The organism is Microcystis sp. M20BS1, assembly GCF_020245305.1.
Taxonomy (GTDB): Bacteria; Cyanobacteriota; Cyanobacteriia; order Cyanobacteriales; family Microcystaceae; genus Microcystis; species Microcystis ichthyoblabe_A.
Genome location: NZ_JADBUZ010000112.1, coordinates 1 through 14,759, shown reverse-complemented (window position 1 = coordinate 14,759; position 14,759 = coordinate 1). Strand labels below are relative to the sequence as shown.

Below are 14,759 nucleotides of genomic sequence, written 5' to 3'. Positions count from 1 at the left end.
CTTCAGCGACGTTTCGGTGAAATACCGCAAAATCTTGAGGAAACCATCCGTAACCTTCCTGTGGAGCAATTAGAAGACTTAGGACTCGCCTTATTAGACTTTAACACTTTGACGGATTTAGATAACTGGTTGCACCCGTGAACAATAGCGAGCGCATTATCCATCCCTGATTATTCTATCGTCAAGGGGTCCACATCGATCGCCATACTTACCTTGGGTAAAACTAAGCTTTTTAGGGGAAGAAAAAGACGACCGATATCAGCCTTTTCCCCCGATAATTTTAACAGAATTTGCCAGCGATAACGGTTAGCCACGCGCATAATTGTTGCGGGTGCAGGTCCCAAAATATCCCAATCGGAACCGAAATTATTAACACATTCCTCTGCGACATTTTCAGCACTTTTCTGCACTGCTTCCCCATCTAAACCACTAAAGCGAATTAAGACTAAACTGCCGTAGGGAGGATAATTTAAACCCTCTCTCTGCATTAATTCCGTCTCGACAAAACCCTCATAATCGTGGGTTTGCACTGCTCTAATCACGGGATGTTCGGGGGTATAGGTTTGGATAATTACCTTTCCTTCTGTTTCTCCCCTTCCTGCTCTCCCTGCTACTTGGGTGAGGGTTTGAAAAGCGCGTTCGGAGGCGCGATAATCGGAGTGATAAAGTAAACCATCGGCTGCCATTACTCCTACTAGGGTAACTCGCTCTATATCTAATCCTTTGGTGAGCATTTGGGTTCCGACTAAGACATCGAATTCACCATCAGTAAATAGTTTTAATAGTTCCCGGGGAGCATTTTTGTTGCGGGTGGTATCACTATCAAAACGCAAGCAGCGCAAATCAGGAAATTCTTTGCTTAATTCTTGGGTGACTCGCTGAGTGCCAGTGCCGAAAAATTTTAGATAGGGAGAACCGCATTCAGGACATTGTTTCGGATGGATGCGACCATAGTTGCAGTAGTGACAGCGGAGTAATTCTTGCGCTCCCGGTTCGGTGTGATGGTAGGAGAGAGAGACATCACAGTGGGGACACTCCAGCACATAACCGCAACTTCGACAAGATACAAAGGTACTATGTCCCCGACGACTGACGAATAAAATTGCCTGTTCTCCCTTGTCGCGCAGGGTTTCCAGAGATGAACGCAGGGATTGACTAAAGAGGGAACGATTGCCTCGCTGCAATTCCCGTCGCATATCGACGATTTCCACCCGAGGTAAGGGGCGATTTTGGATGCGATCGGGCAAAGATAGGTAAAGACGGGGATTAACTTGGGATTCTAGCCATGTTTCTAGGGATGGCGTGGCCGAGCCTAAAATTACGGGACAATGGTTTAATTGAGAGCGCCATTTAGCCACGGTACGCGCGTGATAGGTGGGAAGTAATTGACTTTGTTTAAAGCTGCTATCGTGTTCTTCATCGAGGATAATCATCCCTAGATGGGGTAAAGGAGCAAAAATCGCCGATCTCGTCCCGATAATAACTTGCGGGGTTCCTGTCAACATCTGTCGCCAAGTATCGTATCTTTCTCCTTCCGAGAGGGCGCTATGATAAACATAGACTCGATCGCCAAAACGGGCCACAAAGCGATCGGTTAGTTGCGGTGTTAATCCAATTTCGGGGACTAAAACCAAGGCAGATTTACCCGCTGCTAGGACAGGTGCGATCGCCTGTAGATAGACTTCTGTTTTACCCGATCCCGTCACTCCATGTAAGAGAGCGCTTTCACCACCTTTTAGGGTTTGAATGGCTTCTAAAGCCTGTTTTTGACTAGAAGTGAGTGTTTTTGGTTGATCCCTGCTCATAATCGCCGAGGATAAGCGCAGAAATTCTCGATCCTCAATCACCACATAACCCTTGTCAATGAGCGGTTTAAAATGTTTTGTCCCCGCAAGTTTTACCAATTCTGGCAGCCACATTTCTCCTCCCTGATGACGTAAAATTTCGAGAATTTTGCGCTGATTTTCGGTTAAATCCCGAGGAAAGTCGGTTATTAGCAGGGTAATGGCTTTTTTTTGTTTAATATTGGTACTTTTGGGTGCTTCTAGATAACTTTCTACCCAACCGCGCTTAACTAAGTCTCGGATACCGTAATTGGCATTTTTTACTTTTTCTTGCAGGTATTTCGCCGAATAATCGCCTTCTTTTTGATTTTTGAGCAGGGATAAAATCTGACGGGAGAGGGGAGTACAAAAAACTTCGGCACCGGGGGGAATCGCTGCTGGTTTTAATCTGATGCGACGTTGGGAACTTCGCAGTAAACCCGTAGGTAAAGCGACGCGAACAACGGTGATTAAATCTGTTGCGTAGTATTGGGCGATTTTCGTCAATAACTGCCAATAATTATCGGGAAAAAACCCCTTAGCTATCACATCTTCCACGGGACGAATTTGATTTTCTTCCAGTCCTGCGGGCAAATTTTCGAGAAATCTAAGAGCAATTCCCCCTATTACCTGAGAACCAAAGGGAACGCTTAAAATATCGCCGATTTCTACCGTTAAATCCCGGGGGATACTATAGGTTAATATTTGCTGATCCTCTTGACTATCTCTAGGATAAGGACGATCTACCAAAACCTCTAACCACGGTTGCCCAGTTGTGGTTAATTGGTAAGGTGTGCGAGGTTCCGCTACAGTCAGGGTAGCATGGCGATCGAGCATAGTCAGTGGGGAGATGGGGTGATAGGGAGATGGGGAGAATGGGGTATTTAAATTATAGTTTAAAGCTTGAGGGGAATAAAAATAGCTAATTTTCTCTAAAAACAGTTTAAATATTGCTTTTTTGTCCACAAATTTTGATTTTTAGCTAGTGAAGTCTTCCCAAAAGAATTTTTATCCACCCTTAAGCATTGATAAAGTTAATGATAATCATTGACTATTAGCTATTGAATTAAAGCATAGTTAGTCAAAAGTTGAGAATAGTTCTCAATAGAAAAAGCAAAGAATAGTCATAAAAAGCTGACTGCTATCTTGATTGTTAAGAAGCGTGATCTTTACCTAGTCAAATACCAAAAACCTTAGTTAGAGTGTATGAGTAGAAACACAAAAAGCTCCTCCCATTCACCAGAAAATCTTATTGTCTGGTTCGGCGATTTGTAACCATCGACACAGAATCGCGCAATTATATCCCAGAAATTGCCGCCATTAATTAAGAAAACGTTTAAAAAATCTGCTCCCCGAAAATTCAATGTAACAATCAGCCCATTGGGAGAAACTAAGTTTTTCCCCCCTATTATAACCCCACTCCATCCATAACTGCTTATGAAAATCTCTAAACTAGCCGCTGATGATAATTTTAATCAAATCATTGCCCTGGAGACAAATCCTTTAGAACTGGACAGCGTGGATTTTAATGAAAGAACTGACGAGGATATGACTGAATCTTTACCGGAAACCCTAAAAAACACTCGTGGGAGTAGTGGAACGGGATACGATAAAGGCAGCAATGAAGATACTGTTGGCGCATTTTTTAAAGAAATGGCTCGTTATCCCCTGCTTAGTGCGGAAGAAGAAATTGAATTAGCCTACTCGGTTAAGTTTCTCATGGAAGCGGAAGAAGTACGCCAAAAACTGCAAGAAAATTTACATCGTCCCCCGACGAAAACAGAATGGGCGATCGCTTTAGAATTAGATAATGAACGTCAACTGGAAAACCGTCTTTATCGCGGACGAACAGCTAAACGGAAGATGATTCGTTCTAATTTGCGCTTGGTGGTTTCCATCGCTAAACGCTATTTAAATCGCGGGGTTCCTTTCTTAGATTTAATTCAAGAAGGTGCGATCGGACTCAACCGTGCGGCCGAAAAATTCGATCCTAATAAAGGTTATAAATTCTCTACCTATGCTTATTGGTGGATTCGACAAGCAATCACCCGCACCATTGCTAACGATGCGCGAACAATTCGTTTACCGATTCACATTGTCGAAAAACTCAATAAACTCAAAAAAGCGCAGCGCATTCTCAAGCAAGATTTACAGCGCAATCCCAATGAACGGGAACTCGCGGAAGCGTTAGAAATAACTCCCGAACAATTGCGGCAATTATTACAATTGCGTCGTCAATCTCTCTCTTTAAATCATCGTGTAGGGAAGGGAGAAGATACGGAATTAGTGGATCTTTTGGAAGATGATGATCTACAACTTCCCGAAGATAAAATGAATGAGATGATGATGCGTCAAGAAATTTTCGCAGTTTTAAGTGATGTTCTCACCGAACGGGAAAAAGATGTTATCTCCCTCCGTTATGGTTTAGCTACCAGTCAACCCTATACCCTAGAGGAAGTGGGGGGAATGTTCAATTTATCTCGGGAACGAGTACGTCAAATTCAAACTAAAGCGATGCGAAAATTACGTCGTCCTCAAGTCGCACGTCGTCTGAAAGGATGGTTACATTAATAACTTTTTCTAACTCGTTCTCTTCTCTCTCCTTTTTCTTGGAGAGCTTTTTTTGTCGATATTTAGCTTAAAATTAAGATCAAGCTGATTTTCTCAGTAGATAGTCATAATACCTATGAACCGACATCTCCAACAGAAAGTGAAAACGGGAAAATATCAATCTCCAGAAAATCATCCTCTCATGGATGGAGAAACTTTTGTCACTGAAATTGTCGATCATAAATATACTAGCTAGTTAAAAGCTGAATATAATAGGCAATTTTTCAGCTATTTTTTCTAGTTCTCAATAAAATAAAATTATGTCTAAAAATTCTTGGTTAATTCCCGATAATATTTATTTTCTCAACCATGGTTCCTATGGTGCAACCCCTAGAATAGTCTTGGATTATCAGCAACAATTGCGGGAACGAATGGAAAGACAACCTTTAGCATTTTTGGGGAGAGAATTAGAGGGTTTATTAGATATTGCTAGGCAAAAATTAGCGGATTTAGTGGGAGTAAATAGCGATGATTTAGTCTTTGTTCCCAATGCAACCACAGCAGTGAATGCGGTGTTAAATTCCTTAACTTTTCAGGAAAATGAGGAAATTCTGATCACCGATCAGACCTATAATGCTTGTGCTAATGCAGTTAAACATATAGCTAAAAGATGGGGTTTAAAGGTAATTATCGCTAAAATTCCCTTTCCTGTACAGTCTCTTTTAGAAATTAGTCAAGCAATTTTAGCATCTGTTTCTCCTCGGACAAAATTAGTAGTTTTAGATCATGTCACCAGTCCCACGGCCTTAATTTGGCCAATCGCAGAAATTGTGCAAGAATTAAATAATCGGGGTATTGATACTCTCATCGATGGCGCTCATGCTTTAGGTTTTTTACCCCTTAATATCGGGGCAATTAATCCCACCTATTATACTGCTAATTGTCATAAGTGGTTATGTAGTCCCAAGGGGGCTGCTTTTCTCTATGTGCGCGGGGATAAACAGGCAATAATTCGACCTTTAACTATTAGCCATGGGGCTAATTCTCCTCGACAAGATCGTTCCCGTTTTCAGTTAGAATTTGCTTGGATGGGAACCGATGATCCCAGCGCTTATTTATCAGTGCCAAAAGCGATCGAGTTTTTAAATTCTCTCTCTATTGATGGTTTACTGGGTCTGATGGCGAGGAATCATAATTTGGTTTTAAAAGCCAGAAATTTGCTTTGTCATGCCTTGCAGGTCAATTATCCCTGTCCAGAATCAATGATCGGATCGATGTCCTCAATTCTAATTCCTAGTTATGCTTGGATAGCAGAAGATTTATCCAGACAACTGTGGGAAAAATATCAGATTGAAGTGCCGATAATTCCCTGGGGAGAAGCATCATTAATTGTGAGGATTTCTGCTCACTACTATAATTCGATCGAGCAGTATGAATATTTAGCCGGGGTTTTAAATTACTTGCTATTGGAGCCAAGATAAGCTGGGAGAGAGGAGCATCGGAGCAGGGGAAAAAATCCATAACTGAGTTTTTAAAGTTGAATTGGGAGTTAATAACGGACTTGCTATGAGAACCGATAATTGGGCTAAAATGCCTCTTGGAGCATGGTTTCCTTGAGCATTTCTAAACCTTTTTTCACCCGACGGGAGACGGTAACAATACTAATGCCTAATTGTTCGGCGGTTTCCCGTTGAGTAAGATCTTTAAGGAAGACAAATTCGAGAATATAACGGGTTTTCTCTTCTAATTGAGCCAGTGCCTGTTGTAAACGAATGCGATCCTCTTGACAAAGTTGAAAGCTGCGATAACCAGGATCGGGAACGATGTCTTTTAAACAGGTGTTATTATCTTCATCGTTATTAACCGTCGCATCGAGACTAAGAGGTTCACGGTTTTGGAAAGCCAGTTTTACCTCTTGCCATTCTTCGATCGAAATATTTAAAGCGAGGGAGATTTCCGTATCATTGGGTTGACGATTGTGGATAGTTTGAAAATCCCGACGCATATTTGCCGCTTGTCTCCCTAAATCTAACCAACGACGAGGAATGCGAACTGTGTAACCTTTATCGCGCAGATAGTGTTGAATCTCGCCACGAATATAGGGAATAGCGAAGGAACTAAAAGCATGACCTTTGCTGCTGTCAAAACGTTTGATCGCCCGAATTAGTCCCATACAGCCAACCTGCACTAAATCTTCGTAATTTTCATGGCATTGATTGACCCAATGATGAGCTTCCCTTCTGACTAATCCTAGGTTTAACCGGATAATTTGATCCCGTAACTGATTCTCCCCTGTTTTTTGGTATTTTTGAAACAGGGTAAGAGTTTCTAGTTTAAGATTTTCTTTATTTAGGCCAGACATAGGACGTTAACAGACTTAAAAAATCATTGACTATAAAAGCTCACTATTGCATAGCTCTGACAAATCCCAATACAGTCTAGATTGGAAGCGGCAAGCAATGGCAACAATGTAACTTACTACAATCTTGATCGTACGGTCTTTACATAAAGGCTTGTGTGATTTCAAGCAGTCAAGGCAGTATTTAAAGACACAAGTGAGCTAAAACGCTGGTAATTAGGGTTGGCTGAAAAAGTTGTTCCTAGAAGCAGGGTGTGGGGTGTGGGGGAGTGGGGAAGTGGGGAAGTGGGGTGTGAATTTGGCTCTACCGAACCTGTTATGTAAAACTATCAACAACTTATGATTGTAAAGCTTGTACACTAAGGCTTTGAGTTTTTGTTAAATTGATATTTATCAACTTTAGAGCATTGCTGTGCAGAGAGTGAGCTTGAGGAATTTTCTACAGTGTAAGTTCGGAAGAACCGTGAATTTTACCCCCGAAAAGTCTTAATCCAACAAGGTTTTTAGATTTATTCAGCCAACCCTATCTAGAAAACTAGAACTCGAACAAAGGTAAACTCCGATCCTTATTTTTCGGCAATTTCGCCAGTAAACCTAAATGTTCGTAGGCCGCTGCCGTCACTACGCGGCCCCGGGGAGTACGATGAAGATAACCTATTTGTAATAAATAAGGCTCATACACCTCCTCAATTGTCTTGGCATCTTCTCCCGTGGCTGCCGCTACCGCTTCCAATCCCACGGGTTTGCCTTGAAACTGTTCGATCATCGTCTTTAATACTAATCGATCGGTCCAATCTAAACCCATAGAATCCACATTTAATTGATTTAATCCCTCAGCGGCTAACTGGGGGGTGATAATAGTTTCTCCCTTCACCTGCACATAGTCGCGCACCCGTTTTAATAAACGATTGGCAATGCGTGGAGTTCCCCGACTGCGACGGGAAATTTCGATCGCACCTGCTTCAGTCATGGGAATATTAAAAATAGTGGCACTTCTGAGCATAATTGCTGTCAATTCCTCGACCGTATAGAAACGCAGACGTTGAATCATGCCAAAACGATCGCGTAAAGGCGCAGTTAAAGAGCCAACTTTGGTAGTAGCACCGATTAAAGTAAAGGGAGGCAGGGAAATACTGCGAATTTTCGCTGCTTGACCCTTACCAATCGTCACATCTAGGCGATAATCCTCCATAGCTGGGTATAATAACTCCTCCGTCACCCGATTCAGTCGATGAATTTCGTCGATAAAAAGAATATCCCGGGGTTGAAGATTGATCAGGATGCCGGTAATGTCCCGGGGACGCTCTAAAGCGGGGGCGGCAGTAATGCGGCAATTTACTCCCATCTCAGCCGCTAAAATTAAAGCCATGGTGGTTTTGCCTAACCCCGGCGGTCCGTAGAAGAGCAAATGATCGATCGCTTCTTGTCTAGCTTTGGCCGCGGCGATGGTGACTTTTAGATTAGCCTTTAAGTCCTGTTGACCGATATAATCCTCTAGGGATTGTGGACGAATCTGCGCTTCTGCTTTTTCCGTTTCTTCTATAGTGGGATTGGGAGTGAGCAGATTTTCCTCGGCTGCCGGGGGGGAATTGTGCGATCGTTTGATGGCCATTGTTACAATCAAGAGTCTAGGATATGTTAGCGAAGCGGATTTTGCCTTGTTTGGATGTCAATAAAGGTCGGGTAGTTAAAGGGGTTAATTTTGTCAATCTTCAGGATGCTGGCGACCCCGTGGAGTTAGCTCGCTTGTATAATCAGGCAGGGGCTGATGAGTTGGTTTTTCTTGATATTACTGCTACCCATGAAGATCGCGACACGATTATTGATGTAGTCTATCGCACGGCGGAACAGGTTTTTATTCCTCTGACCGTGGGGGGTGGCATCCAATCCTTAGAAAATATTAAAAATTTGTTAAGAGCCGGGGCCGATAAAGTCAGCATTAACTCGGCTGCCGTGCGCGAGCCGGAATTGCTCGATCGAGCCAGCGATCGCTTTGGTAAACAGTGTATTGTGGTGGCGATCGATGCTAGAAGACGCAAGGATGTGCATAACCCCGGTTGGGAGGTTTATGTTCGGGGTGGACGGGAAAATACGGGTATTGATGCTTTATTATGGGCCAAAGAAGTGGAAAAACGCGGGGCGGGTGAGTTGTTAGTTACCAGTATGGATGCTGACGGCACGCAAGCGGGTTACGATCTGTCCTTGACAAAAGCGATCGCAGAAAGGGTGGAGATTCCTGTGATTGCCTCTGGAGGAGCGGGTAATTGTCAGCATATCTACGAAGCATTGACGGAAGGCCGAGCAGAAGCGGCTTTATTGGCTTCTTTGCTCCATTATGGTCAATTAACTATCGCTGAGGTCAAAAATTATCTGCAAAATCACCAAGTCCCCGTGCGTTAGCTAGGGAAAATGAGAACAAGATTTACAGAACTTAATCTGGTGATTGAGTCGCTTTTTCGGGAAAAGGATTTTTTCAGGCTGCAAACCAAGAAGAGCAAAATTTAGACCTATTACTGAAAGCTAATGGCTGACGGCTGACAGCCGCGATCGAGCAACCAGCAAAAAATCCCTTTTTTAACTTCCCTCCGATTATCCCTCCAGAAAATTATGTATTAGAATAGAAGAAAGTTAACAAAATTTAAAATATGTTAGTTCCGATTCTCATCTTTGACCTCGGTCTTGTGGCTTGGTCATTGCATCTGATGCAGCAAGCGTTCGACAGGCAAGAGTTTTCCTTGATCCTGGCGGGAACCTTGGTGGCAGCAGCGGCAGCGGCTATGTTAGTAGTTTATTTCCTCATGGGCCACTGTTTAACCTATTTAACCCAAATTTCGGCTCCTGTCTAAATGGAGGCGATTGTTTCACCATTGTCTTATCAGCGATCGCATTGTGAGGGACAAATTTTTTTCTCGTCACCCCTTGACAAAGTAATTCTATTTAAGCTATATTCAAAAATGGTCTTCGCGGGGTTATAGCTCAGTTGGTAGAGCACCTCAATGGCATTGAGGGGGTCAGCGGTTCGAATCCGCTTAGCTCCATACAGTTAAGATAAGAGTTTCAGGGTTACTGGAGCTAGAAAAGTGGCGAGGAGATGGTAGATTGAAAGAGGATTTCTGGTTGGAAAAGTCTCTTTTTACATCGATACTCTCTCAGGACAAAATTAATGATAGAGCTTTTTAAGCAACTACCTCGTTGGTTGCGGCTAAGTCTGGTTTTTCCGCTTTTATTTCTCAATGGTTGGTTATTATTCCAATTATTTAGCTATCTAGAACCCTTAGTCAGTATTTTTGTCACTGCTAGTTTACTAGCTTTTGTCTTAGATGTTCCCATCAAACTACTGCAAAGACGCGGGGTTAATCGCAGTGGTTCGATCGCTATTGTCTTTTTAATTGCCCTATTAATTTTGATTGTTTTAGGTTTAATTTTAATTCCCCAGATTGTCGAACAATTAAGCAGTTTAATCAATAGTTTGCCCCAGTGGATCGAGTCGGGAACCGAACAGATACAAAATTTAGAAAAGTGGGATAAAACTCAGAAATATGCGATTTATATCGAGCAATCAATCACCCAGTTATCGGAACGACTAACCAATGTTTTACAAACTCTTAGCACTCAATTACTGAGCTTTGTGCTGGGAACTATCAACAGTATCCTAAACATTCTCTTTGTTCTGGTTATAACTGTCTTTCTGGTTCTCTATGGCGAACAAATTTGGGAGGGAATTTTAAGCTGGATTCCTGCTCCCTGGAATCTCAAATTAAGAACTATTATTCGTCAAACTTTTGAAACCTATTTTGCTGGTCAAACCATTTTAGCGGGAATTCTCAGCCTGGCTCAAATTTTTGTTTTTGTCATTCTCAAGGTCGATTATGCCCTATTATTCGGGGTGGCGATCGGTCTAACTACATTAATTCCTTTTGCCAGTGCCTTTACCATTATTGGCATTAGTACCCTACTAATGTTTCAAGATTTTTGGTTAGGGTTAAAAGTTTTGACCCTGACTATTATTGTCGGTCAAATTAATGATAATGTCATCGCCCCTCGGCTAATGGGAGGTATGATCGGACTTAATCCCGTCTGGATTATTCTATCTCTTTTTATCGGTGGCAAAGTGGCAGGAATTCTCGGTTTATTGATAGCAGTTCCCATCGCTAGTGTGCTGAAAAGTACCATCGATATCATCCGCTCACAGCAGCGGGAAAAAGAACCGGTAGTTATCCTAGAAGAAACGGTGAAAAATTCCTCGGAGGAGAGCAAATAATAATAAATCCTATTTTTTCACTGAACAGTAAACAGTAATCAGTAATCATACTAAATCCGTTGAGTATAGGCTAGTTATGAGGAGAGGTACTCATGCAAAGGGGAGAATAAATAATCAGTTTTTAATAACCAGATTTAGTATCAGTGAATTGAAAACTCACATCTGGGCTCTCTTAGGTTTGGTGGGTAAAATGTATTCTAAGATACAGTCTTGCCGGCGAGGGAGTGGAAGGAACCACTCCAGACACAGAGGACACAAAGATTGATCGCTTCTATAGTAAGTTAAACTGGTCGCAACGCGCTCGCTACGCGAGATCACACAAAGAATAAGAGAGCCACACCTGATAACTGATAACTGATAACTGATAACTGTTATGAGCGGCTAATTTCTTCGAGAATAGCCATCGCTTCTGTCACCCTATCCCTAGGGATAAATAAATGATCGTGATAATAACCAGAAATGACATTGACGCTAATTGCCGCTTCGGACAGTTTCTCACTAATCACCGCTAAAAATCCCACCGCCGCTAAACTAGAATGCACAGAAAGAGTAATTTGTCTATAAATATATTTGTACTGTAAATTCTTGCGATCGGCTTGCTGACGGGGAATAATCACCGTTATTCCTTCCTCTTCCCGAAATTGGCAGATAGGGGTTAATTGTAGCTGTTCCAGTCCTGTTGCTGTGAGGGAAGAGAAAACGAATTCTTCAGTATTTAGGATTGGTTTCAGGGATTGGAGCAGAATATCGAGATTAGTTTCGCCTTCCTCGGGTTTTTCTGGCGATTTTTTCGCCGCATCCATACACTGATTAGCAGCAGCGTCAGCCACACTATTTTTAGCTCGTTCAATCCAGCGCCAGCTAATGCGATCGAATTGGGTGACTAATTGACAAGCACGCTGATAAAAGGGACGTAAACTATCGCTTTTTACCTTCCAGTCTCCCTTAACTTGATTGATGACTAATTGACTGTCTCCCCGAATTTCTAGGCTTTTTAAGCCTAATTCTTGGGCTTTTTCCAATCCAATAATCAATCCTGTGTATTCAGCTTCGTTATTAGTGGCTCTCTCCATATATCTACTCGTAGTCAAGGAATTACCCTCGGCTAAAACTATTACCGCTGCACCGGCTGCTCTCCCCGGATTGCCGCGAGAACCACCATCAAAATAGAGAACTGCTGAATTATCGGTTTTTTGAGCTTTTTTATCCATAATTTTCGTCAATAAATCTTGGTATCTCCATTTTTATCCCTTTGACAATTGTAGGCGGTAGCGATTCCGGGATCGGCAAAGCGGACAAGCAAAATTTTAGCCGATCGCCGCTACCGGATAACTTTTTTTCTGCAAGTTATTGATAATAATTTGCAGTTGTTGGTTATACTGAGAACATCAGCCTAGAGTTATATTGCTAATAGTTCTCAATTAAAAGCCCCATGAGTATAGACAAATGGCCATCGAAAGGTGAGAAAATCTTCAATCTTAGTGCTTGGGATCCCTGGCAGGTTTACCACCAGATGCAAGCCCTAAACATTGAATGTCAATGCTCGCTCCATCAGCTTTTGCCGGTTCGCATTGATGCCTCCGCTCAACTTTTATAGCTGTGGATTGTCCTGCGACAGGTGGAGGCCTCCCGAGGCTGTTTAATCCCTTGGCTGGAAACCTGTTGGCAAGCATAATCCTTGAGAAAAATTAGCAATCTAAGAGTAAAAAGTGAGAAAGTATGTCAAAATCTGCAACTACCATGATTCCCTTTCAAGTGGTCGGTCAATTCCTCGGTTTTGTCCTCAAGGACGGATATAAGGTAAAATACCTGAGAATCAGTGTTGATAAACGGGAATATTGGTTTAAGCCTGAAAAAACACTGCGAGACCACATACCTCTCAATATTGCTCTCCACTCATGGCTAAAAGTGACGGGAGAAAGTAGTCTTTGTTCAAAAAAGGGAAAATTAAAACTGAGGGTACTAGGGATTGAGCATTTATCCGGCGAAAAAACCCCAGAAGTCACCCCGGCAAAAGCGAAAAAAGCCACCGTCTTAATCTGTCAGAAGTCCGATTGTTGGAAAAATGGCGGTGCGAGAGTCTGCCAAAGGTTAGAGAGTAGTTTAGAGGAAAAAGGACTGGGAGAAGCGGTGAATATTAAATTAACCGGCTGTTTAAAACAGTGCAAAAAAGGCCCGAATCTGGTGGTTATGCCCGATAAAAAGCATTATAATCAGGTAGCTCCCCAAGATGTCCCCTCCCTAATCGAGCGGCATTTTGCCACTTCTGAGCAAGGGAAGAGCCTATCAGTTTAACTAGAAATTTAATCGGCGATCGCTGTTGACAAACGATCTTTTTTGTGTATCAAAGGGACGAAGTGCCTAAAATTGTAATAAATTAGGGGTAGAAAAAGTCAATTCTTGCCGCCGATAATTTATGACTGGTACCACTGCAACCTTGTTAATTTCTTGTCCCGACCAGATTGGTCTGGTGGCGAAAATCGCTAATTTTATCTACGCTAATGGCGGCAATATTATCCACGCTGACCAACACACGGATTTTTCGGCAGGATTGTTCCTGATGCGGATAGAATGGCAATTAGAGGGGTTTAATTTACCCCGTGGGATGATCGAACCAGCTTTCGCCGCTATTGCCAAACCTTTGCAGGCTAGTTGGTCCTTACATTTTTCCGATACTGTTCCGCGTCTAGCTATTTGGGTGACAAAACAGGATCATTGTCTCCTCGATTTATTATGGCGACAACACGGGGGAGAAATTAGGGCAGAAATTCCTTTAATTATTAGCAATCATCCAGAATTACACTCAGTTGCCAATCAATTTGGTATTGATTTTTATCATCTTCCCGTTACCGCCGAAACCAAGATTGAACAGGAAGCCAGACAATTAGAGTTACTGCGGGAATACCGGATAGATTTAGGGATTTTAGCTAAATATATGCAGGTTCTCACCCCAGATTTTATTAACTTTTTCCCCAATATTATCAATATTCATCATTCTTTTTTACCGGCTTTTGCGGGAGCTAATCCCTATCAACGGGCTTACGATCGAGGGGTAAAAATTATTGGAGCCACCGCCCATTATATCACTGCCGATCTCGATCAGGGGCCAATTATCGAGCAGGATGTGGTCAGAGTTAGTCATCGCGATACCGTGGGAGATTTAATTCGTCAAGGTAAGGATTTAGAAAGGGTGGTGTTAGCGCGAGCGGTACGTTTACACTTGCAAAATCGCGTTTTAGTTTACGCTAATCGCACGGTAGTATTCGCTTAAGGTTGCTAGGGTAAGCTCATCTAAAATGGTATAAGATGTACTTGACAAAAAAGAGAGCATGGAAGGTTAAAAATTAGGAAGTACCGGCGCGATTGACTAAAATAGCAATAGACCAGATCAGAAGGAAAAAATTATCTATGGCAACCACATCCGAAGACGTATGGCGACTCTTAGCCGAATTAACTGCCGCTCAAAAAGAAACTGACAAACAACTCAAGGAAGTCAGTCAACAACAGAAGGAGACTGAACTACTATTGAAGGAAGTTAGTCAACAACAGAAGGAAAACGCCCAACAACAGAAAGAAACTGACAAACAACTCAAAGAACTGGGCAAACAAATTGGGGGACTCGGTACAAAATTCGGCAGCTTTACCGAAGGACTTGCCCTTCCTTCAATGGAAACGATTCTCGGACAACAATTTGGTATGGAGGTTATCAGTCCCAGTGTCCGAGTCAGTAAAGAAGGACAACACCTAGAAATTGATGTTCTTGCCT

The 14,759-nt window shown here is 42.4% G+C and carries 14 protein-coding genes and 1 tRNA gene; 11 read left to right on the top strand and 4 right to left on the bottom strand.

Annotated features, from left to right (window positions below; translation table 11 throughout):
• Positions 1 to 141: DUF4351 domain-containing protein (locus IM507_RS11795; RefSeq protein WP_287637064.1), on the top strand; the 141-nt coding region annotated here is incomplete at its 5' end.
• 29 nt (positions 142 to 170) lie between these two features.
• On the opposite strand, the gene priA is transcribed toward IM507_RS11795, so the two are convergent.
• The gene (gene priA, locus IM507_RS11790) at positions 171 to 2,660 is read right to left on the bottom strand and encodes a primosomal protein N' (RefSeq protein WP_287637062.1); all 2,490 of its coding nucleotides are present in this window, start codon (positions 2,658 to 2,660) and stop codon (positions 171 to 173) included.
• A 600-nt stretch (positions 2,661 to 3,260) separates the two neighbouring features.
• Here priA and IM507_RS11785 point away from each other — a divergent pair.
• A complete protein-coding gene (locus IM507_RS11785; protein WP_002739077.1) occupies positions 3,261 to 4,394 on the top strand; it encodes an RNA polymerase sigma factor, RpoD/SigA family in 1,134 nt (377 codons plus the stop codon).
• A gap of 299 nt (positions 4,395 to 4,693) precedes the next feature.
• Entirely contained in the window at positions 4,694 to 5,854 is a 1,161-nt protein-coding gene (locus IM507_RS11780) for an aminotransferase class V-fold PLP-dependent enzyme (protein ID WP_069474293.1), read from the top strand.
• 104 nt (positions 5,855 to 5,958) lie between these two features.
• Here IM507_RS11780 and IM507_RS11775 read toward each other — a convergent pair whose 3' ends face one another.
• The gene (locus tag IM507_RS11775; protein ID WP_002738647.1) at positions 5,959 to 6,735 is read right to left on the bottom strand and encodes an RNA polymerase sigma factor SigF; all 777 of its coding nucleotides are present in this window, start codon (positions 6,733 to 6,735) and stop codon (positions 5,959 to 5,961) included.
• Positions 6,736 to 7,267: 532 nt separating this feature from the next.
• Positions 7,268 to 8,344: a Holliday junction branch migration DNA helicase RuvB gene (gene ruvB / locus IM507_RS11770; RefSeq protein ID WP_002755367.1), complete on the bottom strand. Its 1,077-nt coding sequence runs from the start codon at positions 8,342 to 8,344 to the stop codon at positions 7,268 to 7,270.
• Between the two features lie 23 nt (positions 8,345 to 8,367).
• Between ruvB and hisF the strand changes: the two genes are divergently transcribed.
• From hisF to IM507_RS11750, 4 genes are all read left to right on the top strand, one after another.
• Positions 8,368 to 9,132: an imidazole glycerol phosphate synthase subunit HisF gene (gene hisF / locus IM507_RS11765; protein ID WP_002738370.1), complete on the top strand. Its 765-nt coding sequence runs from the start codon at positions 8,368 to 8,370 to the stop codon at positions 9,130 to 9,132.
• A 245-nt stretch (positions 9,133 to 9,377) separates the two neighbouring features.
• Positions 9,378 to 9,578 carry a hypothetical protein gene (locus IM507_RS11760; RefSeq protein WP_002739008.1) on the top strand — a complete coding sequence of 67 codons (201 nt, stop codon included), beginning with the start codon at positions 9,378 to 9,380 and terminating at the stop codon, positions 9,576 to 9,578.
• A 119-nt stretch (positions 9,579 to 9,697) separates the two neighbouring features.
• Positions 9,698 to 9,770 (top strand) — tRNA-Ala (locus IM507_RS11755).
• A 125-nt stretch (positions 9,771 to 9,895) separates the two neighbouring features.
• Positions 9,896 to 10,993, top strand: a complete 1,098-nt coding sequence (locus IM507_RS11750; RefSeq protein ID WP_002738741.1) for an AI-2E family transporter — start codon at positions 9,896 to 9,898, stop codon at positions 10,991 to 10,993.
• 371 nt (positions 10,994 to 11,364) lie between these two features.
• Here IM507_RS11750 and IM507_RS11745 read toward each other — a convergent pair whose 3' ends face one another.
• Entirely contained in the window at positions 11,365 to 12,204 is an 840-nt protein-coding gene (locus IM507_RS11745) for a reverse transcriptase-like protein (protein ID WP_002755381.1), read from the bottom strand.
• Between the two features lie 221 nt (positions 12,205 to 12,425).
• On the opposite strand from IM507_RS11745, the gene IM507_RS11740 reads away from it, so the two are divergent.
• The 4 genes from IM507_RS11740 to IM507_RS11725 form a co-directional block, all read left to right on the top strand.
• A complete protein-coding gene (locus IM507_RS11740) occupies positions 12,426 to 12,590 on the top strand; it encodes an Asr1405/Asl0597 family protein (protein WP_002738845.1) in 165 nt (54 codons plus the stop codon).
• Positions 12,591 to 12,712: 122 nt separating this feature from the next.
• Positions 12,713 to 13,288: a (2Fe-2S) ferredoxin domain-containing protein gene (locus IM507_RS11735; RefSeq protein WP_002744960.1), complete on the top strand. Its 576-nt coding sequence runs from the start codon at positions 12,713 to 12,715 to the stop codon at positions 13,286 to 13,288.
• 121 nt (positions 13,289 to 13,409) lie between these two features.
• Positions 13,410 to 14,264: a formyltetrahydrofolate deformylase gene (gene purU, locus IM507_RS11730; protein ID WP_069474294.1), complete on the top strand. Its 855-nt coding sequence runs from the start codon at positions 13,410 to 13,412 to the stop codon at positions 14,262 to 14,264.
• A 137-nt stretch (positions 14,265 to 14,401) separates the two neighbouring features.
• On the top strand, positions 14,402 to 14,759 hold a 358-nt coding region (locus tag IM507_RS11725; RefSeq protein ID WP_272071876.1), incomplete at its 3' end, for a DUF3782 domain-containing protein.

Excerpts from the sequence above, each read along its gene's own strand:
- priA (WP_287637062.1), bottom strand. The coding sequence starts at position 2,660 with ATGCTCGATCGCCATGCTACCCTGACTGTAGCGGAACCTCGCACACCT.
- IM507_RS11785 (WP_002739077.1), top strand. The coding sequence starts at position 3,261 with ATGAAAATCTCTAAACTAGCCGCTGATGATAATTTTAATCAAATCATT.
- IM507_RS11780 (WP_069474293.1), top strand. The coding sequence starts at position 4,694 with ATGTCTAAAAATTCTTGGTTAATTCCCGATAATATTTATTTTCTCAAC.
- IM507_RS11775 (WP_002738647.1), bottom strand. The coding sequence starts at position 6,735 with ATGTCTGGCCTAAATAAAGAAAATCTTAAACTAGAAACTCTTACCCTG.
- ruvB (WP_002755367.1), bottom strand. The coding sequence starts at position 8,344 with ATGGCCATCAAACGATCGCACAATTCCCCCCCGGCAGCCGAGGAAAAT.
- hisF (WP_002738370.1), top strand. The coding sequence starts at position 8,368 with ATGTTAGCGAAGCGGATTTTGCCTTGTTTGGATGTCAATAAAGGTCGG.
- IM507_RS11760 (WP_002739008.1), top strand. The coding sequence starts at position 9,378 with ATGTTAGTTCCGATTCTCATCTTTGACCTCGGTCTTGTGGCTTGGTCA.
- IM507_RS11750 (WP_002738741.1), top strand. The coding sequence starts at position 9,896 with ATGATAGAGCTTTTTAAGCAACTACCTCGTTGGTTGCGGCTAAGTCTG.
- IM507_RS11745 (WP_002755381.1), bottom strand. The coding sequence starts at position 12,204 with ATGGATAAAAAAGCTCAAAAAACCGATAATTCAGCAGTTCTCTATTTT.
- IM507_RS11740 (WP_002738845.1), top strand. The coding sequence starts at position 12,426 with ATGAGTATAGACAAATGGCCATCGAAAGGTGAGAAAATCTTCAATCTT.
- IM507_RS11735 (WP_002744960.1), top strand. The coding sequence starts at position 12,713 with ATGTCAAAATCTGCAACTACCATGATTCCCTTTCAAGTGGTCGGTCAA.
- purU (WP_069474294.1), top strand. The coding sequence starts at position 13,410 with ATGACTGGTACCACTGCAACCTTGTTAATTTCTTGTCCCGACCAGATT.